This window comes from Tenuibacillus multivorans, assembly GCF_900103915.1.
Lineage (GTDB): Bacteria > Bacillota > Bacilli > Bacillales > Alkalibacillaceae > Tenuibacillus > Tenuibacillus multivorans.
Genome location: NZ_FNIG01000005.1, coordinates 146,458 through 168,636, shown reverse-complemented (window position 1 = coordinate 168,636; position 22,179 = coordinate 146,458). Strand labels below are relative to the sequence as shown.

Sequence of the window (22,179 nt, the reverse complement as noted above, 5' to 3'; positions counted from 1 at the left end):
TCGACAATGACTATTAACGGTGATGTTTCATATACTAAAAAAACGAATCCCAATAGTGGGACCCGTTTTATCAAACTTATAATTTAAATTTAGCAGCTGTCTCTTGTAATTCTTGTGCCATTTGTGCCAACGCAGAACTTGCTGATGTCACCTCTTCGACTGATGCTGTCTGTTCTTCAGTTGCACTAGCAACCTCTTGCGCTAGAGTCGACGTATTATCAGTATAATTATTTAATTCATCCATCGATGAAACTAATGATTCGTTCCGCTCTTCAATTTCTGTAATTGATTCATTCACTTCTTTCATTCGGCTCGAAACCTGAGTTACCGCTTCAGATATATCATTGAATGATTGACCTGCTCGATTGACAAGCTCACGTCCTTCATCAACCGACAGCACACCTTGTTCAACCGATTCAACCGCATATTTCGTTTGATCACGAATTTCATAAATAATCGTAGAAATTTGATTGGTTGATTCTGATGATTGCTCAGCCAATTTTCGTACCTCGTCTGCCACGACCGCGAACCCTTTACCATGCTCTCCTGCTCGCGCAGCTTCAATGGCTGCATTTAAAGCTAATAGATTTGTCTGTTCTGAAATGTCATTAATCATTTGTAAAATTTGTTCAATCTCATTAGATCGTTCATCTAATTTTTTAATGACATCACCAATATTCGTGACATTAGAGCTAATGCTTTCCATTTGATCAACTGCTTGCGTAATAACACGCTCACCATGTCCTGCTTTTTCAGATGTTTCAACAGATGATGACGTGACGCGTTCAGTTCGGTTAGAAATTTCACGGATGTTATTTGAAATATCTTCAACAAAATTTGTTGACCGTGTAACATTTTCGACCTGTTGCTCATTACCATTGGAGACTTCCTGAATCGAACCTGAGATTTGTTCGGATGCACGCGTGGTCTCATCTGCATTCGCACTTAACTGTTCAGAAGATGCCGCAACCTGTTCAGATGTATCGATAACGCTTGAAATTAAGCCACGCATATTATCAATCATTTGATTATAACTATCTGCAAGATCGCCAAGCTCATCGTTACTTTTCACTTCAACTGGATGAGAAAGGTCACCCTCGGCTACACTCGATAATCCATCCTGAACGGTCGTAAGCTTATTCGTAATCCTTCTAACAAACAGAAGAACAGCTATAATACCAATGACCGCAGCAATGGTTGATACGATAATCGTCGTTAATAGCGATTCATTTCTTAGAGCTGTTGCTAAAGCACTCATCTCAAAGTCAATACCATAGACGCCAATTACCTCACCTTGATCATTCGTTACGGTACGAGCTAACGTAATCGTCGAACCGCCTGTTATCGCATCTAGATAAGGCTCTGTCCAGATGACTTCCCCTTCATTTTCACTCGCTTGAATATACCAATCTCTTTCACGCGAATCAAAATTGGATAAATCGACATCACTCGGTGGAATATCGGAAAAATACACCGCGCCATCAATTGTCGCCATATAGGAATTAAGTACGTAATCATATCCTTCTAATTGCTCACTAAAAAACTCGCTATAATACTCGATTTTGTCAGGATCATTGATGCTTGGTAAATGTGCATATTCAGAACCAGACCCTTCAGGAATAGATGCAGACTGATACTGAAGCTCCTGCATTTCCGTAATTTCAGTTAATAACCCCTCATACTCTTGGAACGTATCAGCGATGTCACTGTCTGCCTGTTCTAACTCTGCTTTCGGAATAATAGAGCGTTCCATAATAGCCGTGTTGCTATGGCTGATAAACCCTACGATGACTAACGGAATAATTAATAATAAGAGCATCATGATTATTAATTTTGCCTTAATCGATTTAAATAGATTCAAAGAACCCCCACCTCTCTTTTTAATAAATCGCTGTTTCCGCATACTTTATTGCTCTTTATCATCGCTGTAGACATAATAAGCAATATTTAATAAAAACAGCCTAATAAATAAAGACATCTGTCACCTCAGATGTCTCTCATAAGGTTATATTTTATTTATCGGTTCATTTGCCAGAAATTTTAGACATTTTGTCGTAGTCATTTAGAATTATGATAAAAAAATGGCGCCATAAATTAATGCACCCGCAACGACAAACGCTGGATGAATATTAAAACGCTCAAGCAAAATGAAACTAATAATCGCAAGAAAAACTGTTTGAACGATTCCTGCCGATTCATATGATGTATCAAAAAACTGAAACGTTAAAACACCTAATAAAACTGCAATGGTCGGTCTAACGTAAGCCGTCATCCGTTTAACTTTAGGCGAATCCTTGAATTTATTCAATAAACTTAAGAGTAAAATTAAGGCCACTAATGATGGTACAACTGTCGCGAGTAATGCCACAATCGAACCAAGCAAGCCCGCAACTTCAAATCCAATGTAACCCGCCATTTTGGTCGCAATTGGACCAGGAAGTGCATTTGCTAAAGCAAGCACTTCACCAAATTCAGATGTCGTCATAAAACCATAGTTTTTTACAACCTCATGTTCTACTAATGGAATAGACGCCGGTCCACCACCATAACCTACGATACCCGGAATAAAAAAGGCGAGAAATAACTCCCATAATTCCTTCATGACTCTTCACCGTCGCTTTTCTTTGGTGCTTTTTTAAATAAAGCAAACAAAATGAATATAGCGATCAAAATCGCTGGGTGCCAATCTAATATAGCATAGAAAATAATGCTGATAACCCCTAGAATCCCAGCATTAATCCACCCAAGGTCGTTCCGTGATTTTTTTACAAAGGAAACCGTCAACAACAAAAGTAACACGCCGACCACTGGTGTAATAGCCTGAGTCATCCCTTGCACAATCGACGAGTCACGGAATTTAATTAAAAATCCAATCAAAAAGATCATGATTAGCACAGTCGGTAAAACCGATGCTATTAAGGCAGACATCATACCGGCAAAGCCCCCGATACGAAACCCGATATACCCTGCCATTTTAGTTAACATTGGACCAGGTAGAGTATTGGTAACTGCTAATAAATCTCCAAACTCCTCCTCGGTCATCCATTCATATGTATCAACCACTTCTTTATGTACCAGTGGGATCGTCGACGGCCCACCACCATAACCTAACATGCTTGACCGAAAAAAACTTACAAAAATATCTTTCTGCAATGACAAATTCATGAAGTTCACCTCATTGACACACATTATATCACGCCTAAGATTGAAGGATAAATATAAAAGAGAGATTCTTTAGGACAAGCTGGGCTGATTCCCCAATAAACTGAGCTGAGTGCTCAATCACATCACCTGAGTGCCCTATCTAACTCTATAATTACCCTATTAAGACAGTTTTTTCCCCTATATCACGTTCTGAGTGCCCAATGGCAATAGCTGAATGCCCAATCGAGCTTCATTATTCCCCATTAAAAGACTCTGAATCCCCAACACCCCACATTGGTGCTTGATAAACCTTATCAAATAATAAAAACTATCCAAATCATTTTGGATAGCCCTTTTCTTTCTTCTATTTTAGTTTTACCTTCTCCTTAACGGCTTTATTAACTATATAATTCGGAAGTTTCCCCGATAATACATCGACTATATTTTGTGCGGCTTTTCGTTTCAGATCAACTTCAGATTCAACTGAATAAAAGGCTGAATGTGGATTCAAAATGACTTGATCCATGTTTAATAATGGATTTCCAGATTCAATCGGTTCCACTTCTAGAACATCCAGACCCGCTCCTGCTATTTCACCCTTTTGTAATGCTTGAATAAGGGCTTGTTTATCAATAACAGGGCCACGAGACGTATTGATGATAAAGGCGTCTTTCTTCATTTTTGTAAATGCAGCATAACTTATCAGTTTCTCTGTCTGATCATTTAATGGTAAATGGACCGAAACATAATCTGACTGCTCGTATAGCTCATCTATACTGACTAAGCTAATAGCCATTTCCTCAGCTACACTTTGAGGGACAAACGGGTCATATGCGATAACATTAAGACCGAAAGCTTGGGCCTTTTTCGTTAAGGTTTGTGGAATATTTCCGAAGCCGACCAATCCTAATGTCCGCCCTCTTAAACGATAAATAGGGACAGCCACCTTATAGTCCCAGTTACCACTTTTAACGGCTTGATTTAATTGTGTAATTTTTCTTACACTCGATAAAAGTAAAGCCATGGCATGATCGGACACCTCATCTAAACAATAGTCCGTTACATTGCCGACAACGACGCCATTTTCAGTAGCCGCATCCAAATCAATTGTATTAAAACCTACACCATAACGACTGATGACTTTTAAATTGTCTAAACTCTCGATCACCCTACGTGATATTGGTGCATACTGATTTAATAGAGCATCCGCATCCTGGCACTTGTTCATGACATCCTCTTCCGTTCGGCATTGCTCCAGTCTCAGTTCAATCCCCATTTGCTTTAAAACTTCCTTTTCCGGTTCAAACGTATGATAATTATAGTCCGTAACCACGACATTAAATTGACTCATTAATTCACACCCTTTTGAAAAATTTATCGCTTAACATCACGTTGGTCTTGACTTGGTGCCATATACTTATTTACTTCTTCCATTCTTGGAAGACCTTCGATATCCCCTTTCATTCCAACAACCATTGCCCCAATGGCATTGGCCCGCCTGACTACCGTTTCAAGTGATTCTTCACGTAAAAGACCACTCATTACACCTGCTGCAAATCCATCACCTGCTCCTACAGGGTCGACAACACGTTCCACAGGAAAACCATCTACATAATAGGCTTCATTTCCAGAATGTATGTAAGCACCTTTTGGACCCAATTTAACGATAACGGTTTTATCACCATCACTTAATGACTCGGCAACTTCTTCTACGGACTCTTTTCCAGTCATAAACTGTGCTTCATCTAAACCAGGCAGCATAATATGAGCATGCGAAGCGATTTCATTTAAAACATCCTTAGCTCGTTCTTCTGACCACAGTTTCAAGCGCAAGTTAGGATCAAAAACAATTGTCATATCATGTTGTTCAGCAATTTCAATCGCCTTCATAACAGTTTCAAAACATGTTTCACTTAATGCCGGGGTAATGCCCGTTACATGTAGAATTTTGGCTCTAGAAAGATATGTTTCATCTAATTCAGATGGCGCCATCATACTGGCCGCTGATCCGTTTCGATAATAATAGACGTTCATATCTTCAGGTGAAAGCTGTTCTTTAAATAACAAACCAGTCGGTGCTTTTGAAGTGAAGCGACATGTTGATACATCAACACCTTCACCGCGAATTGTTTTATAAATGTAGCTACCAAATGGGTCTTCCCCTAGTTTGCTGAACCAGCCAACTGAATGTCCTAATCTAGACAAACCAATAGCCACATTAGATTCCGCTCCACCAATTTTCTTAGGGAAATAGTGGACGGAATCTAATGGACTCATTTGATCCGGTTGGAATAAAACCATTGTTTCACCTAATGTAAATACATCGATTTGATTCATCTGCTCACATCCTATTCTTACAACTTCTTAGAAAAATTAGCATAAATCTATCTAAAGTGGTAATCTAGCAACTTTACCTCAACATCTAATTGATTTAATAAAACCAGCCACCGCTTCGTGACTGGTAATCATCAAATTCTATAAAACAGCGATATGTCCATCGGTGCGTGGCTCGGTTCCACCACATAAAACACCCGTTTCTAGGTCTCGCCAAATAATTTGTCCGCGTCCGAATGGATTTGGGTAAAGGCTCCTCTCGATTACATGACCTTTACGCTGCAACGCCTGAGCGATGTGATCTGGGAATGTCGGCTCGACTTGAACCACTTTATCCTTCATCCATTGCCATCTTGGCGCATCCAGTGCCGCTTGTGGGTTTAGGGCAAAATCGATCATATTCATCATCACTTGAACGTGCCCTTGTGGCTGCATATAACCACCCATGACGCCAAACGGACCAACAGCCTGTCCATCCTTCGATAAAAATCCAGGAATAATCGTGTGATAGGTTTGCTTACCTGGTTCAAGCGCATTGGCATGGTTTGGATCAAGCGAGAATGTATGCCCGCGGTTTTGCATCGCAATACCCGTACCTGGAATAGCAACACCAGAACCAAAGCCCATGTAATTACTTTGAATAAACGACACCATATTACCGTCTTCATCAGCAGTTGATAGGTAAACAGTCCCACCTCGTTGAGGCTCACCTGGCGATGGATCAACCGCTTCATCGCCAATTAACTGACGCCGCTCATCTGCATACGTTTCAGATAATAAGGATTCAACAGATACATCCATCTTATCCTGTTGCGTAATATACTCAAGACCATCTGTAAACGCAAGCTTCGTCGCTTCAATTTGCTTATGAAAGGTATCGACAGAGTCTTTTTCATTAAACTCATAGCCTTTTAATATATTAAGCGCCATTAAAGCTATAATGCCCTGTCCATTCGGCGGAATCTCCCAAACATCGTAGCCACGGTAATTTACTTTTATCGGATCGACCCACTTCGGTTCGTAGTTGGCTAGATCCTCTTTTGTCAAATAGCCATCATGCTTGTCAAAAAACGAAGCTATCTCATCAGCTAGTTTCCCAGAATAAAATGATTCGGCTTTAGTTTCCGCGATTTCTCGCAAACTGCGGGCATGATCTGGTGATGCCCACAAGTCACCAATTTGCGGTGCCTGTCCATTTGGAGCAAAGGTCTTAAACCAGTTTTCAAAAATATCATCCTTGAATACTCTCTTGAACGTTTTATAGGCTGACTGCCAATGATAGCCTAAAGTCGGACTCACTGGAAAACCTTCCTCCGCATATCGTATAGCGGGTTCAAACAATTCCTCAAAAGGTAGTTTACCGAAACGTTCTGAAAGCTTTGCCCATGCAGCAGGTGTCCCCGGCACCGTAACAGGCTCCTTGCCGAAGGTCGGCATTTCGTCAAACCCTTTGGCCTTTAATTGATCTATGGTAAGATTTTTCGGTGCATAACCACTCGCATTAAGTCCGTGTATGTCTCCATCTACCCATACAATCGCAAACGCATCCGACCCGATTCCATTTGAAGTCGGTTCGACAACGGTAAGGGCAGCAGCGGTCGAAATCGCCGCATCAATCGCGTTTCCACCTTTATGTAACATTTCTCGTCCTGCCTCTGCCGCTAGTGGCTGAGATGTTGCCACCATCCCTTTCCGTCCATACACAGCATTACGGCGCGACGCATAAGGGTAGTATAAACTATCAAACTGCATCATGATGTCTCCCCTCTCTTAATATTAAAAACTTTCATACATTATAACATGACATTTAATGATTGATAGATAGAAAATAATGATAACGTGGAAAAACTTGGACAATTAGACACTCAACTTGGACACTCACATGCCAAACTTGGGCACTCGGAAGCTCAACTCGGACACTCGCACGCCGAACTTGGACACTCAGACGCTCATGCAAATTACCCAATCAAAAACGCATCCCCTTAGGCAGACGTTCATCCGGCATCAAACGCTTCCACATGAATTCCGTACGACTAAGTTATGCGGAATCGTAATGCGTCTTGGTAGTAGGTTAGGATTTTCGATTTGATCAAATAAAAATTGAGCCGCTTCATAACCAAGCTGAAATATATTAATATCAACAGATGTTAGCGATGGATTAGCAAGCTCGGAAAAAATCACATTGTTAAAACTCACCATTGAGATATCCCATTTGTAACGCATCAATTGAGACTCAATTAAAGCTTGATTCTTATGATTTTGTCATACTTAAACAGTAAACTTGAACAATTACATGTCAAACTTAAACAATTATGAACTAAACTTGAACAATCACATACCGAACTCAAACAATTATGAACTAAACTTGAACAATCCCACATCAAACTTAAACAATTATGGTGTAGAAGCATGCAGCCCATTTCATCCCACGCTCCTTTTAGTTATAATATATGAAAAAGGGGGATTTCCAAATGGCAGATGGTTGCATCAAATGCGGACAAAACGATGTCGGACAAAAAGACGTCGCAATGACAGGATCTGGCCTCTCAAAAATGTTTGACGTACAACATAACAAATTTACCGTTATTTATTGTAAAAACTGCGGCTACTCCGAGTTTTACAATAAAAATGCATCTAAAGCAGGAAACATCGTCGACTTCTTCTTTGGAGGATAATGAAAGCAGTGGCCCTCGCCACTGCTTTTCTAGTCCACATCATCATAGCGCATATTTTCTGAAATATTCCCGTCCCCATCAATCACTTGAACATACGATTGATACTCATCTGATATTTCATCAGCACGCTTTAATGCCTGTTTTTCTGTATCGAATGTCTCATAATCATCCTCATGATTAATAAGGTAAACAATCCAATCATCATCTTTACGTTTAACAATCACACCGTCATCAATCATCTCAGGACGACCGCCCCTCTGTTGACTCTTTTCTTCAGCCATAAGTCAAAACCTCCCATATTAACGCTTCCTATTCTTAATATGCGAATGTCTGTTATTTTTTATGACTTAAAAATTTATCAAAAAATTAATGCAAATCATTTTCAATAATTAGTTCATATTTGTTATGATAAGAATATAATAAAAACACAGTAAACTTATAGGAATTATAAGTTAAGGAGGAGATTCTTAATGACAGAAGAAAACAATCAACCAATCAGCCTGCCTCGTATTGGCGATAAAGCACCAAATTTTGAAGTCAACACAACACAGGGGCCAATAAAGCTAGAAGACTATAAAGGAAAATGGTTAGTTCTTTTTTCACACCCTGCAGACTTCACACCAGTTTGCACAACTGAGTTAGTCGCGTTTCAAGACATTTACCCAGAACTTCGCGAATTAAACACGGAATTACTTGGTTTAAGTATTGACAGTACACAATCACATATTGCTTGGATCCGTAATATGGAAGAAAACTTCAATACGAAAATTGAATTCCCAGTCATTGCCGACCTTAGTAAAGAAGTTGCAATCAAATACGGTATGATCCATCCGGAAGATGAAGGTACTCAAGCAAACCGTGCTGTATTTGTCATCGACGATAACCAAGTCGTCCAAACGATTATTTACTATCCTTTAACAACAGGTCGTAACATGGATGAAATCGTACGCGTCGTTAAAGCCCTACAAGCAACATCGAATCATCAAGTATCAACGCCAGCCAACTGGACACCTGGTGATAAAGTACTTGTTCCACCACCAGGAACACAACAAGCAGCTGATGAACGATCAGGTTCAGACGATGAAGACATCGAAATCATTGACTGGTATTTAGCGAAAAAAGAATTGAAAGAATAAAAAATGCCCACTTGCCTGAAGCGAGTGGGCATTAATTTTATCAATTTTTTTATTAATGAACCGCTTTATAAAATAAAACACCTGATATTAACGGTAAACAGACACAGACCATGACAACGCCTGTCCATCCAATACCTGTCCAAATAAGTCCAATGCCTGTTCCACCAATCGTTGAACCGATATAATAACTAAATAAGTAAATACTTGAGGCGCCACTTTTATGATGCTTGGCTGTCATGCCAACCCACGATGAGGTAAGAGAATGCGCCATAAAAAATCCTAAACATAGCACACTTAATCCAATGCCAATCGCAACGACACTTGATATTGCCGTCATCATCGCGCCAAGAAGCATGATCGCTAATCCAGAAAACATAACACGGACATAGCCAAAATGATCTGCTAATTTACCCGCAATCGGTGATCCGATAATCCCCATCATATAAGCTAAATAAAATAAAGATATAATTTGAATCGACAAATAAAACGGTGGTCCCTCTAAGTAAAACGGCGTATAAACCCATATACCTGAAAAGCCGATTTGCAACATCATCCCAAAAATAAAAGCATAAATGAGCTTCACATTTTTTAAATGGACAAACATACCTTTTAAATCATGCTTAAAGGATTGATCCGAAGCCACAAAATTTTTCGACCGCGGTAATAAAAAGACACATAATAACGCGATAATGATTCCGAGGGTACCTAATAAATAAAAGCTCGAGTGCCAAGTAAAATTCTCAGACCAATAACCGCCAAAAATCCGTCCAGCCATAGCACCTAGGCCATTACTTGAAATATATAAGGTAACCGCTAATCCCCTACTTCTCGGTGAAACTTCCTCCGTTATATAAGCTACAGCGACGGCCGGTAACCCGGCAATCGAAATCCCCGTTAGAAACCTTAAAAAGACCAACAAATAAAACGATTCCACATTCGGAATGATGAATAACGGAACAACCGATAAGGCCATCGACCAGTTTAAAATACCTAATCGTCCAATTCGGTCTGATAGAAAGCCAAACCATAGTAAACTAAATAGTAATGAAAAAGTGGTTACGGAAAAAACTAAACTTGATTCAGTCGGAGAAACATTAAATTCATTAACTAAAATAGGTAACATCGGCTGAACAATATATAAATTTGAAAATACAAATACTGACGCTAACATTAACCCAATTGACAGCCGCCAAAACCTTGGGTCACGATGATCAAAACTACTGTTAACTCCTGCTGCACTCATGCCTTTCATCTCTTTTCATCTCGTTGTCATTCACATTCAATTATTATAACAAAATCACTAGGTTACATTAAGTAATCGAATTAAAAAGTATTGAAAAAAGACTCCCATTAAAAGGAGTCTCCATTCCACACAATTTCACCAACGCGATTGTCATAATCTATATCAACATCAAAATGATGCTTGCGGTAAAAATGCTCTAAACGATTCAGATGATCCCAATCACGCTTCACTAAATCACCCGTAACGTACTGATAATTTTTTTCATAAGCCAAATTTTTTAAATGATTCATTAATATGGAACCATAGCCTTGTTCCTCAGTCCCTTTAATATCATCAATGTGAATCGTGTTTTCATTTTTATATTGAAGCTGCAGACATGAATCCCATGCACCACGAAATGCCGCTTCACAATCATTGATCATTAATTGGGCTGTTTCTTTACCTTCATCTTTAAACACAATCACCCAATGGTCATGTTTCGTTTGATCTATGCCGACAATCTCATATTTTTTTGATATTTCTTTCATGTTTTCGCGCATTCGAAATATTTGAAACTCCATGCTTTCCAATTGTTCCTGACGATCAGCTTGACTGCCCGTATCCATCTCTAGTAATTTGGAAAAACTCACGGAATACTCCTTTCTCTCAACAACTAAAAACACACACAATTTGACATTGTACTAGAAATTAGACCATCAGGCAAATAAATACCCTAGACCATTTCTTGAGCCTAAAGATTGCTTATACAAAAAAGAGAACCCACTTTTAGTGAGTTTTCCAGCGACTTAAACCCGCTAAGTAAGTCTGATTACTTAGCCCACTTTATATATCGCCCTTATGAGCATATCGACTAACTCCTCTCGATTAACAGAATATAATACAAATGCATTAGGCTCCTTATCTAAACTATCGATATAATCCACAACCGTAGTCCCTTCCGTAAGCCCCGGTTTTCTTTCAACCGTGACATAATAAAATGCACCTTGAAAGATCTTGGGATTCACAACATAAGCGATCGCACATAAATCGTGCAACCGTACAACCATATCAAAAAATGGTTCATGAAAAGGCGTTATATCAGCTGCTTGTTGGTAAAACTTTAACATTTGATACATCTTCTTAGACAAATCGGTCCCAATTTGGCGGATACGTGTTAAATCCTCTTCAGTTAAATAGGCCTCACGTGTGACATCTAATCCACACATGACGATAGGTACTCCAGAATCAAATACGACTAGGGCCGCATCCGGATCTGTATAAACATTAAACTCTGCCTTTGGAGCTACATTTCCACCTAGGGCTGCACCTCCCATAATGGTAATCTTTCTAATTTTTTGTTTTAGATCAGGGTACGCCAATAAAAATGCCCCAATATTAGTCAACGGCCCAGTGGTAACGATATTAATCGGCTCATCAGCCTGCATTAACACATCACGAATAGCCTCAACTGCATTTCTCTGGCTTGCTGTAATATTTGGCTCAGGGAATATAACATGACCAGTCCCAAACTCTCCATGAAATTGTGCTGCTGTCTTAAGCTCCTTAAAAAAAGGTTGCTCTGCTCCACGCGCCACTTCAATATCGGTTCGACCCACATAACTCAGAAAACGAAGGGTATTATCTAAAACTTTGTTTTGCGTTTGGTTACCTGCTACCGTCGTGATTAAACGAATATCTAACTCATCATGTGTTAATGCCACCGTTAACATGACTAAATCATCAATCCCAGGATCTGTATCTATAATGACAGGGATGCTAGTCAATCCAATAACCCCCACAACAAATAAAATATGTTTAATGTATCATATTAAATTCTTATGACGTTGTTAATAAAATACAATACTTCTATTTTGAAGTGAGCGTTTTATTTCTTTTCTGATGCAAATAATGCCTTACCTCTTTTCTAGATAGTCCCATCTTATTAGCCTGTTTGATCAACTCCAACCAATCTCGATCCAACCTTTCCTGTTCACGTGACATGTAATCCTTTCCTCCCCCATTGTTAATGAGGTAGCTGTGCTATCATAGGAAACCCCTTAGACCACCGGCTTTGCGTCCCCCTTTTTCAAGAGGTTTGCCTTTTCTTCAATACAAGCTAAATGTAATATGGTTTTATTTTCCTTCAATTGTTATAATAATTGAAACGATTAAATAAATCTGTTATTTAAATAACATTTTGAAATATTTTTTTTTGGGGGAGAAATATGGAGTATAGTAAACTATGGTATTTATCGAAAATTGGTTTTTTGGAATCAATTCCAACGCCCGTCAGCCTTGAAGCCCTCGAAAAGATTAAGCATACTTACTATAAGCGTAACGACTTGATCCGATCTCCTGAAACACACCAAAATGAACTCTGCTTCATTAAAACAGGTAGCGTACGATTATATGCCATCGACACTGATGGCAAACAATTCACTTACAGCTTACTTGGAGCTGGAAGCACATTTGGAAAAATGGAAGGCTTCTCATTAAGCTGTGATGACGTTTTTGTAGAGGCTATTGAAGACACACATTTTTGTACCATCAATGAAAATGATTTTCTTGAGCTAGCTAGTCGTCATCCTATTCTTTTACAAAACTGTCTTAAAGTATTAAGTGAACGTCTAGAAGAACGAGAAAACCTTATGAAACAGTTAGCTACGGGTACCGTTAGAGAACGAATCATTTATTTATTACAATCACTCTATAACAGATATCATCAACCTAACGAAAATGTTGACTTCCATGCCATTAACCTCCCTATCTCCCAGCAAGAACTTGCGAATATGATTGGATCAAGTCGTGAAGCTGTGTCGACCACATTAAACGAGCTTGCAAAAGAAGGGCTTGTACGATTTCCCAAACGTAAGAAAATTGAAGTTCACAACACGCTCATTGCCGATAACCCACTACCAGCCTATATTCAGGAAATGTATTATTAACTCGACTTTGATGCGAGTTTTTTCGTATTAACAAAATGACACGACTAACGTTAGTCTTTATAATAAACACAGATGAAACTTTAGAAGGAGTAACAACATGAAGCCTAAAATCATCAGACCAGTCGCAGCACTACTAATGGGATTGACCTATCTTTTCTCACAATTTGTCGACCATCCCGCATTACCCATCATCGTCAGTATGTTTGCGGCTGTGACAATCGTATCTTTCATCCCTTACTTAAGCAAAACACCTATGATTTTAATTAGCTCACTGTTAGTCATATCGGCCTTAATGTCTATAAACGGAGAAGGATTGACGGCAATGTTCAATAGCTTGAATTCAAATGTTGGACTACTTGCCATCTTTATTTTCGTCCCATTAATTGCAATTCCGATTCGTACAGGGAAATATCTCGATTATTTAGACACGATTTTTAATCACTATGTTAAGTCGTCACGACAGCTCTATATCTATTTGAAGATGTCTATAATGGGGGTCGGTGCGGTCATGAACCTTGGGACAATCCCAATTATGTACCACTTAACCGGCACAACTTCTTTTGAATCCTATGAAGATACAAGACTCAAAGCCTTAATTCGCGGGTTTGCCATGTCCTTTTTATGGTCACCCTATTTTATTTCAATTGCCCTGATGTTATCTTATTTTGATATTACCTGGATTGATCTCTTCCCAATAGGCTTTGCCTTTGCGATCATCGGGTTACTCCTTGGCTTTTTAACTATCGGAACCTTGAGTGAACCGATTGAGACAGTACAACATAACGATGAGACATCCATTAAAAAAGCTAGGCGTAAACTCATTGAACTCGTTCTCATTATTGTAGCCATGACTGGATTAACGATGACGATTGAGCATAGCGTTGATCTATCCGTTTTGACCATTATCCCCATCATGGCGATTATCGTATCAGTGATTTGGTCCTTGTTTTACCAGTCACCTAAGCAATTAGGAAAAAATCTTTTGAAATATTCACAGGAACGTCTACCGAAAATGGGTAACGAGCTCTCCCTTTTTATTGCCGCTGGTACATTCGGTGTCGCTATTTTAAATGCAGGGGCGAACGATTGGATTATTTATTTCCTTGAGGGTAGCGGCATTACCCACGTGTTGCTACTCATTCCGATTTTAACAATCCTGGTTAATGCTCTATCTTTTGTAGGTATACATCCGATTATAACTAATACGACCTTAGCCATTACCTTGAGCACATCGCCTATATTTGCGGAAGATCACTTAATTTTAAGTATTGGTTTATTAATTGGCTGGATGATGACCATTCTCATCTCACCATTTTCTGCAACGAACTTAATGGTTGGCAGCCTAACCAATTCCAACTCTGTACGAGTCGGCCTACGAATGAATTGGAAATACGCGATTGTTTTATATGCGATCTTCTATTTACTCCTTGTTGGGCTGTATTTCATACTTTAACGAAACAGTTGGATTAAAGATGAACCTTGAATCCCCGAAGGACTAGGCTGAATCCCCAACAGCCTACTCCGATTCCCCAATCAACGTTAATAATTGCCCATTAAACCGGGATAATTCCCCATTAAACCAGTCTGAGTCCCCATTGAGTGCCTCTAATTCCCCATTAAACCAGTCTGAGTCCCCATTGAATACCTCTAATTCCCCAATGAACCAATCCGAGTGCCCATTGAAGACTACTAAACTACCTCGGCGAGCTTTTCCACCTCTAAAGGCAAAAAAACTCTCGCGACACAATCGCGAGAGTTTTTAATATCCTCTATTCAATACCGATAACTTCTGGGTTTGGACTTTCATCATAATTCATAGCACGATCTAAAAATGCTGCGAAATCTTTACGTCTCACCTTGTCATTCACGCCAAATTCTCCATTTGGATAACCATCTGATATACCAGATGCGCCTAATGCATTAACATAATCGCTTAGCATTGCATCATCTTCAATATCAGTATAACCTTGATCTGCTACATTCATTTCTAAGCCAAATGCTGTCACTAAAAATTTAGCCACCTGAGCACGTGTTGCAATATCATTTGAGCCAAATGTCTTTTCAGAATAACCGTGAATAACGCCTTCTTCGCTTAAAGCCGCAACCGCTTCCTGGGCATATGACGGAACATCCGTGAATGTCATCGCACTCACATCACCATCTGGTTCACCTAAAGCAAAATGAACCATAACAGCGACGTCTGCACGGCGTAACCCATCATCCGGTTTAAATGTTCCATCCGGAAAACCGCTAATGATTCCTTGTTCATACAATGCATTAATATGAGTGTAGTGTGACGTCGATTCATCAACATCCGTAAACGTATCCTTTGCATCTGCTAAAACAACGCTACCGATACCTAAAGCCATAGCTAACACTAAACCAACAATCCATAGATGCTTTTTCCTCAATATACTCGCTCCTTATGTATCAATTAATCTATTAACTCTATTATAAATCAGATTTCGACAAGATGGAACATGACCAATAGCTTATATTTAACATTTTTTATAATAATATCAGTAACTAGAATGAAATGAATGATTGAAATTAAGAATATAAAATTTTGAAGAATTTTGTCAAATCGTGAATATTTTGATATGATAGCATTAATAAATAAGAAAATAGTCTTGGGAGAGAAGTTGAGGTGATACGATTGAAGGATAGCGTTAGCCCTTTGGTAACGAATGAAGAAAAGGAAATGTTACTCAAACCTATCAAGCCGAAGAGCAATAAAAACATATTTAAAATAGCCATCACTTCTTTAGTAACTGTCATCAGTACAATTACCATCATCTATCTTTATACATAATGCAAAAAAAGATCTACCTGCGCTAGGTAGATCTTTTTCTTTTCTATTCAACTTTAAATAATTGATCGGTTTGTCCTAATTTATTAAATCCATTCTCACCTTGGACGTTTTCATTGATCACTAATCGGTAAAATTCATCCGATGTATACGCCTCAGTTGGACTAACGGTAATCACCGTTTGCTGTTCATTCAATTCATAAGTGACCTCATGCTTGTCACCATGAACATCTTCTACAAAGATTGAGTTCTCGTTAACCGATTCAGGATCGATTGATTTATCAAATGTTACTTTCCATTCTTTTGTCGCACTCACCGTTTCATAGTTTTCTAGATCCTCAAGTGTCTGATTATTTTCATCAAATGAGAGAACCATCTTATCTATGAATAATTGACCTTCACTAGGACCATCAGCTTTTTCTAGCATAATCTGGTCAATTTTAAATGGTGATTGGATGGATTCTGGAACCGATGCGGCAACATATTGCCAACCATCCCAATCCGCTTCAACAGGTATAAGGTCAAGTTGATGTTTCGTGCCATGGCTGTCCGTTATTTGTAAGCCAAGGTTATGGTCATCTATATCACCATGGACCCACATACCAATATGTTCAGGTCTGTCGTAAATTTGATCCCCATCATAGACGGCAGATACTTTAGTCGCATCGTCTTCAAACTGATAAGACAAGCTTAATGCCTGTCCACCTACAGCCGCTTTCTCTGATACTTGTTCGATTTCAAGCTGAGCATTTCCAATACTAGATGAAACCCAGTTTAGATTGTCTTCAAATGATTCAACCACTTTGTCAGGTCCACCAATGGCAACGTTTGTTTCATAATCTTTACCGTTAATGGATGCAACAATCTGTCCAGCTACAGAGTCCGAACTAGCTGTAAATTCACCGTTCTCATCAATCGTTCCAATTTCATTAATAGTAGACCAATTCACCATTTCAGGATCCCATATGACCGGTGATCCATCTGACATTCTAGCATCTACTTCAAATGTCTGGCTTCGATTTAAGGCGATACTTAAATCTTGTGGAGCGATACGCACCTCATCTGGCGCTTGAATAACTTCAACTGGAAGCGAGGCATCAGCCGGCCCCATGCTGGCATGAATTTTCCCTACGCCTGGAGTCTCAGCGATAAACTGATCGCCTGTGAATCGACCAACATCCCCGTCAACTGAGAATTGGATATCGTTAAGTGTGTATTCAAGAGGATGATAAAATTCATCTAATACATAATTGACGTCGACATCAAAGCTTGCACCAACGACTACTTTACCCTCTTCATCTCTTTCAAAATTAATTTTTTCTGGAACACCCGATTCCTGATTCACAATCGCAAATAATCCGTTAATAACTGATCGCTCATAACCACCAGATGGACTATTCATCACGGATGGATAAACATCGCCATATTCTCTAGCGACCATCGTTGTAGAGCCACCGCCATCAAGGTTTAGCGCGTGTTCGATGCCCAATCCTTCAAGGTAATTAGCAAAATCTATTAAACTCATACCCTCGCTATAACCGACTTGACGCCCGTCGACCGTAATCAGGTAAACCTTTGATCCATCTTCATTGATCCCAACAGCCGTACGCGGTGCCTTCGTTCTAGCAACAGAATTACTAGGAATCATATCACGCGCAACCTGACCATCATTAACTAACATCGGTCCAGAAGCAATAATATATTCCGTATCCTTCCATTCATTTTCAACATCAACGGTTAATTCTACTTCATCACCAACCGAGAGTCCGTCGGCAATATCAGATTCACCATGAACCGAAATCACATACCCATCACTTGGAATATTGGTCGGTGACCCCGAATTATATGGACGAATTTCTTTAACCTCACCTGTAATCGTATCGCCAAGTGACATTTCCATTGAATCAATTGGTTTGTCTACATTATGTACGTAAATTTCAACGCCCCATTCGTTTGTATCAGGCGTGTAATGATAATTAGAAGGCGTGTACAATACTTTTTCATGGTGTCCACGATCCTGGTTAAATTTATCCATTGTAAACGTTCTGTCGTTTGCCGTAAATTCAATATCTAAATTGATATCACCGATTAAACCACGGCCATCATTTGTCATACCAAACGCTTTCGTATCTTGCATATAACCGCTACTACCAGCAACTGTTCCTAAATTAAATAGGTTTCCATCAATCGACATTAAATACGTTGGATATTTAAAATCCATATAGAAGAAACTACCGTTTACCCCTCCGACAACTCTATTTCCTTCCTCACTTATGTCCTTCGCAATCTCCGAAATAGGTTCAGTGTTCGGGTAATTCTCATCCATCCCTAGTCCAAGATCCAAATGAGGCTGTGTTAAATCGACCTCCATCACCTGAATCGCCTGGGTTGAATCCTTATACTCCTCATACTCAACACCAGGTGTGACCTCGAAGTTCTCAGAGTCTGCATAACCATATTGCGGAAATGCTAGACTCAACAAAGCCAAAACCACTAGTGTTCTAAACACCCTAGCCGACTTTCTCTGCATCTTGCTGCTCCCCCATTCACACAAAAATAGTTTTCTCTATCATTCTATCATTTAATCATCGAATTTTGTCACAAATTACAAATAATGAGAAAAAAGTAGGGGAATAATAATTTAAGATAGTACGCTTTCATACCATGCTTGTCTTCTAGTTAATTTTGCCTACCTCCTATCTTGATTTTCTAATCAAATTGGACTAAAATGTACTTTGTCTCTACAAATTCCGACAATTTAAAAAATACATAACTTTTAGGAGTGGTTTTACTTGCTAAAGCGTCTCAAAAATCTCAAACTAATAAACTTAAAAAACATGAACATTGGCTGGAAGTATGGAAGCGCATTAGGAATTGTTATCGTCTTATTTTTGATTTCAACCATCATTTCAGCAACCTTATTACTAACACTTTCAAATGATATTAAAACGATGGAACAAAGTGGCGATGATGCAATAGATGTCACACAGCTCATCGTCGAGTTCCGTTCCAAGGATGTGAGGATTCCACAATTTCTATTAACAGAAGATGAAAGTAACATTCCACAGTTTGAACAACGAAGAGATTCATTTGACAGATTAAAAACCGAGCTTGAACCAGAATTACAAACATCTGAACAAAGGGAACTTTTTAATCAAATCATTGAAAAGGATCAAGAATACAATGACATTTTCTTAAATGATATGGTAACCGCTATAGAATCGAACCAAAAAGTAGAGGCACTAAAACTAAGCGCACAGACCAACTCGATTAGAGCTGAAATCGATAGTTTACTAGAACAATTGCGCGCGTTAATTAATGAACAAAGACAAGCATCCATTAACGAAGCAAACACGGCCCTAATCACCACGATTACGACACTCATTGCATCACTAGTCGTATCGATTGTTCTTGGCGTCATTGTTGTATATTTTGTTAATCGCATCGTACAACGCAACTTAAAACAAGTCATCACGACCAGTGAAAGAATGGCTGAAGGTGACCTTGCTGTTGAAGATATCAACTACAATGGCAAAGACGAAATTGGACAGCTTGCTACAGCCTTTAACGAAATGAAAAACTACTTACGTGAGATGGTTCAACGTGTACAAACTGTTTCCGAAACGGTTAGCAGTCAAAGTGAAGAGCTCACCCAATCATCTAACGAAATTAGCACAGGCGCTGAACAGGTCGCATCAACAATGGAAGAACTTTCAGCTAGTTCAGAACAACAAGCTAGTTCAGCTAACGAAATTTCAAAAATGATTAAACAACTAGATCAACAAATTATCGAATCTAATGATGAAGGCGTTAAATTAAGCAGTCAATCCGATAAAGTCCATCAACTTTCTACCGATGGACGCACAAAAATCGGGCAGTCGGTAGACCAAATGAGTGCCATTACAACTCTCGTAACCAATACTGTAGAACAAGTTAATGGACTTAACCAAAAATCTGAAGAAATTTCTAAACTCATAGTCGTCATTAAAGACATTGCCGAACAGACAAACCTTCTTGCACTTAATGCTGCCATTGAGGCCGCGCGTGCAGGTGAATCAGGTAAAGGCTTTGCCGTTGTAGCAGACGAAGTTCGTAAGCTTGCTGAACAAGTCGAGAAGTCTATTTCTGAAATTACTGGTATTATTCAAGGGGTTCAAAATGAAACCAAAGCCGTAACACAATCACTTGAAGAAGGCTACAAACAAGTTGAACAAGGGAACGAACAAATCCGTGACAGTCGCGACCAATTCGATGCCATTAACCAATCAATCTCAGAAATGACCCAAGGCATCCAAACGATTTCAAGTCATTTAAAAGAAGTTTCCAACAACAGTGAATTAATGAATGAATCAATCAGTGAAATCGCAAGCTCTACTGAAGAATCATCAGCCGGTATTGAAGAAAGCGCATCAACTGTTGAAGAACAAAGCGCATCCATGCAAGAAATTACAGGCAGTGCCGAATCACTCGCACAGTCTGCGGAAGAGCTCAATGATTTAATTAAACGATTTAAATTATAAATGATAAAATCTCGGTTGTTTTATGGCAACCGAGATTTTTACTTCCTAGTAGTAAGAAAGACTTGATAATGCCCAATGATTATGTTTTTTCGCCCATTGAGCTGCTCTGTTTACCCATTGATCACGGTTTTTCGCCCATTGAACTGCTCTGTTTACCCATTGATCACGGTTTTTCGCCCATTGAGCTGCTCTGTTTACCCATTAACCATGGGTTTTTGCCCAATGTGCAGCGATGATTACCCAATAATCATTATTTTTTGCCCATAAAAAAAGACTCGCAGCTTTGCGAGTCTTTCCTTATTAATTCATTAATTTATACAACACAATTGCGAATTCTGCTCGTGTAATCGTATGATTTGGGCGGAATGTTCCATCATCATAGCCATTTATGATCCCATGTTCTTTTAAAGCCGTAATCTCATCATAAGCATCGTGTACTTGCGTTACATCGGTAAAGCCGTTCTGACCGTTTGCCTCTAAATCAAATGCGTTCGCTACCATGACAGCAACCTCTTCACGCGTCACCTTCTCTTCTGGCTTAAAACGCTCTCCTGTCAAATGATCAAGAAAACCTGCCTGTTCAGCGGCCGCTACTTCTTTAGCTGACCAATGTCCCTCTACATCAATGAACGAACTATTTTTCCCCTCTGCAGAAAGGTCATTCGCCCGAACAAGCAAAGAAGCAACTTCAGCGCGAGTTAAATCACCATTTACACCAAACTCGTCATCACCAGTTCCATGAATCACATCATCTTGACTCAAGTTTAAAACTTCATCATAAGCCCAGTGATTTTCTTTAACATCACGATATTCGCCTGGCTCTAATTCACGAGACGTTTCTAAAGAAGCTTGCTCAATTTCTGGCTCTGTTTCCGTCACACGTTTAGCTCCGAGATAACGCGGCGACCAATAATCGGAATTAAGCGAATCTGTCGTCACGCCTCGGGATGTTGAAGCATGAATGAATTCACCATCCCCGATGTAAATCCCTGCATGCGATACACCAGAACCAAACGTATTAAAAAATACTATATCGCCAACTTCAAGGTCAGATTTTGAAACCGATGTGCCTTCTTGATACAAGCCGCTCGTCGTACGTGGCAAGTTCACATCAAGTTGCTCAAACACGTAATTGATATATCCCGAACAATCAAAACCATTTGGAGTTGTTCCGCCATAATGATAAGGTGTTCCGATATAAGTCTTAGCTGTTTCCACTAATTGATCCTTCGTTGTTGCCATAACCGTAAGCGACTGAGCAAACATTGACAACGTTAGAAAAACAATTAGTAAAGGCGCCATTTTTCTCAAAAAACCGTCACTCCTCAGTAAATCCTTTTCTAGTAGTCTACCATAAAAAGCGGGACTAAACTATTACAAGTAAGTAACAATTT

General features: G+C 39.3%; 20 protein-coding genes and 1 riboswitch. Of the genes, 5 read left to right on the top strand and 15 right to left on the bottom strand.

The genetic code is table 11. From position 1 onward, the window contains the following. Positions 1–76: 76 nt before the first annotated feature. From BLP77_RS09515 to BLP77_RS09485, 7 genes are all read right to left on the bottom strand, one after another. The gene (locus BLP77_RS09515; RefSeq protein ID WP_176753031.1) at positions 77–1,861 is read right to left on the bottom strand and encodes a methyl-accepting chemotaxis protein; all 1,785 of its coding nucleotides are present in this window, start codon (positions 1,859–1,861) and stop codon (positions 77–79) included. A 207-nt stretch (positions 1,862–2,068) separates the two neighbouring features. Further along, the gene (locus BLP77_RS09510; RefSeq protein WP_093856888.1) at positions 2,069–2,602 is read right to left on the bottom strand and encodes a chromate transporter; all 534 of its coding nucleotides are present in this window, start codon (positions 2,600–2,602) and stop codon (positions 2,069–2,071) included. Continuing rightward, the gene (locus BLP77_RS09505) at positions 2,599–3,165 is read right to left on the bottom strand and encodes a chromate transporter (protein WP_093856887.1); all 567 of its coding nucleotides are present in this window, start codon (positions 3,163–3,165) and stop codon (positions 2,599–2,601) included. Before BLP77_RS09505 ends, BLP77_RS09510 begins: the two co-directional genes overlap by 4 nt. Positions 3,166–3,508: 343 nt before the next feature. Next, positions 3,509–4,495, bottom strand: a complete 987-nt coding sequence (locus BLP77_RS09500; protein WP_093856886.1) for a C-terminal binding protein — start codon at positions 4,493–4,495, stop codon at positions 3,509–3,511. Positions 4,496–4,518: 23 nt separating this feature from the next. Then, positions 4,519–5,481, bottom strand: coding sequence for a sugar kinase (locus tag BLP77_RS09495; RefSeq protein WP_093856885.1), 963 nt, complete (start codon positions 5,479–5,481; stop codon positions 4,519–4,521). Positions 5,482–5,619: 138 nt separating this feature from the next. After that, on the bottom strand, positions 5,620–7,233 hold the full coding sequence (locus BLP77_RS09490; RefSeq protein ID WP_093856884.1) for a gamma-glutamyltransferase family protein: 1,614 nt from the start codon (positions 7,231–7,233) through the stop codon (positions 5,620–5,622). Positions 7,234–7,482: 249 nt separating this feature from the next. Beyond that, positions 7,483–7,701 carry a substrate-binding domain-containing protein gene (locus BLP77_RS09485; protein ID WP_093856883.1) on the bottom strand — a complete coding sequence of 73 codons (219 nt, stop codon included), beginning with the start codon at positions 7,699–7,701 and terminating at the stop codon, positions 7,483–7,485. 248 nt (positions 7,702–7,949) lie between these two features. Here BLP77_RS09485 and BLP77_RS09480 point away from each other — a divergent pair, with 248 nt between their 5' ends. Then, positions 7,950–8,153, top strand: a complete 204-nt coding sequence (locus BLP77_RS09480) for a zinc ribbon domain-containing protein (protein WP_093856882.1) — start codon at positions 7,950–7,952, stop codon at positions 8,151–8,153. 29 nt (positions 8,154–8,182) lie between these two features. On the opposite strand, the gene BLP77_RS09475 is transcribed toward BLP77_RS09480, so the two are convergent. Further along, positions 8,183–8,434: a DUF2188 domain-containing protein gene (locus BLP77_RS09475; protein WP_093856881.1), complete on the bottom strand. Its 252-nt coding sequence runs from the start codon at positions 8,432–8,434 to the stop codon at positions 8,183–8,185. A gap of 189 nt (positions 8,435–8,623) precedes the next feature. Here BLP77_RS09475 and BLP77_RS09470 point away from each other — a divergent pair, with 189 nt between their 5' ends. Further along, a complete protein-coding gene (locus tag BLP77_RS09470) occupies positions 8,624–9,289 on the top strand; it encodes a peroxiredoxin (protein ID WP_093856880.1) in 666 nt (221 codons plus the stop codon). A 52-nt stretch (positions 9,290–9,341) separates the two neighbouring features. Here BLP77_RS09470 and BLP77_RS09465 read toward each other — a convergent pair whose 3' ends face one another. The 4 genes from BLP77_RS09465 to BLP77_RS15645 form a co-directional block, all read right to left on the bottom strand. Then, positions 9,342–10,532: an MFS transporter gene (locus tag BLP77_RS09465; protein ID WP_176753030.1), complete on the bottom strand. Its 1,191-nt coding sequence runs from the start codon at positions 10,530–10,532 to the stop codon at positions 9,342–9,344. A gap of 107 nt (positions 10,533–10,639) precedes the next feature. After that, positions 10,640–11,161 (bottom strand): hypothetical protein, encoded by a 522-nt coding sequence (locus BLP77_RS09460; RefSeq protein WP_307723642.1) that lies wholly within the window; start codon positions 11,159–11,161, stop codon positions 10,640–10,642. A 183-nt stretch (positions 11,162–11,344) separates the two neighbouring features. Beyond that, on the bottom strand, positions 11,345–12,295 hold the full coding sequence (locus tag BLP77_RS09455) for a nucleoside hydrolase (RefSeq protein WP_093856878.1): 951 nt from the start codon (positions 12,293–12,295) through the stop codon (positions 11,345–11,347). Positions 12,296–12,377: 82 nt separating this feature from the next. Further along, positions 12,378–12,512 (bottom strand): anti-repressor SinI family protein, encoded by a 135-nt coding sequence (locus BLP77_RS15645; protein WP_143001423.1) that lies wholly within the window; start codon positions 12,510–12,512, stop codon positions 12,378–12,380. Between the two features lie 26 nt (positions 12,513–12,538). Next, a riboswitch (cyclic di-GMP riboswitch) is annotated at positions 12,539–12,621 on the bottom strand. Positions 12,622–12,736: 115 nt separating this feature from the next. Here BLP77_RS15645 and BLP77_RS09450 point away from each other — a divergent pair. Together BLP77_RS09450 and BLP77_RS09445 are read left to right on the top strand one after the other, a co-directional pair. After that, positions 12,737–13,456 (top strand): Crp/Fnr family transcriptional regulator, encoded by a 720-nt coding sequence (locus BLP77_RS09450; RefSeq protein WP_093856877.1) that lies wholly within the window; start codon positions 12,737–12,739, stop codon positions 13,454–13,456. A 97-nt stretch (positions 13,457–13,553) separates the two neighbouring features. After that, on the top strand, positions 13,554–14,909 hold the full coding sequence (locus BLP77_RS09445) for a hypothetical protein (protein ID WP_093856876.1): 1,356 nt from the start codon (positions 13,554–13,556) through the stop codon (positions 14,907–14,909). A 316-nt stretch (positions 14,910–15,225) separates the two neighbouring features. Here BLP77_RS09445 and BLP77_RS09435 read toward each other — a convergent pair whose 3' ends face one another. Beyond that, positions 15,226–15,867: an S-layer homology domain-containing protein gene (locus BLP77_RS09435; protein WP_093856874.1), complete on the bottom strand. Its 642-nt coding sequence runs from the start codon at positions 15,865–15,867 to the stop codon at positions 15,226–15,228. Between the two features lie 444 nt (positions 15,868–16,311). After that, entirely contained in the window at positions 16,312–18,795 is a 2,484-nt protein-coding gene (locus tag BLP77_RS09430) for a phosphodiester glycosidase family protein (RefSeq protein WP_093856873.1), read from the bottom strand. Positions 18,796–19,057: 262 nt separating this feature from the next. On the opposite strand from BLP77_RS09430, the gene BLP77_RS09425 reads away from it, so the two are divergent. Further along, complete coding sequence (locus tag BLP77_RS09425) at positions 19,058–20,785, top strand: methyl-accepting chemotaxis protein (protein WP_093856872.1); 1,728 nt, start codon at positions 19,058–19,060, stop codon at positions 20,783–20,785. Between the two features lie 300 nt (positions 20,786–21,085). Here the strand turns inward: BLP77_RS09425 and BLP77_RS09420 are convergent, their stop codons facing one another. Further along, entirely contained in the window at positions 21,086–22,087 is a 1,002-nt protein-coding gene (locus BLP77_RS09420; RefSeq protein ID WP_245686850.1) for a C40 family peptidase, read from the bottom strand. Positions 22,088–22,179: the final 92 nt, after the last annotated feature.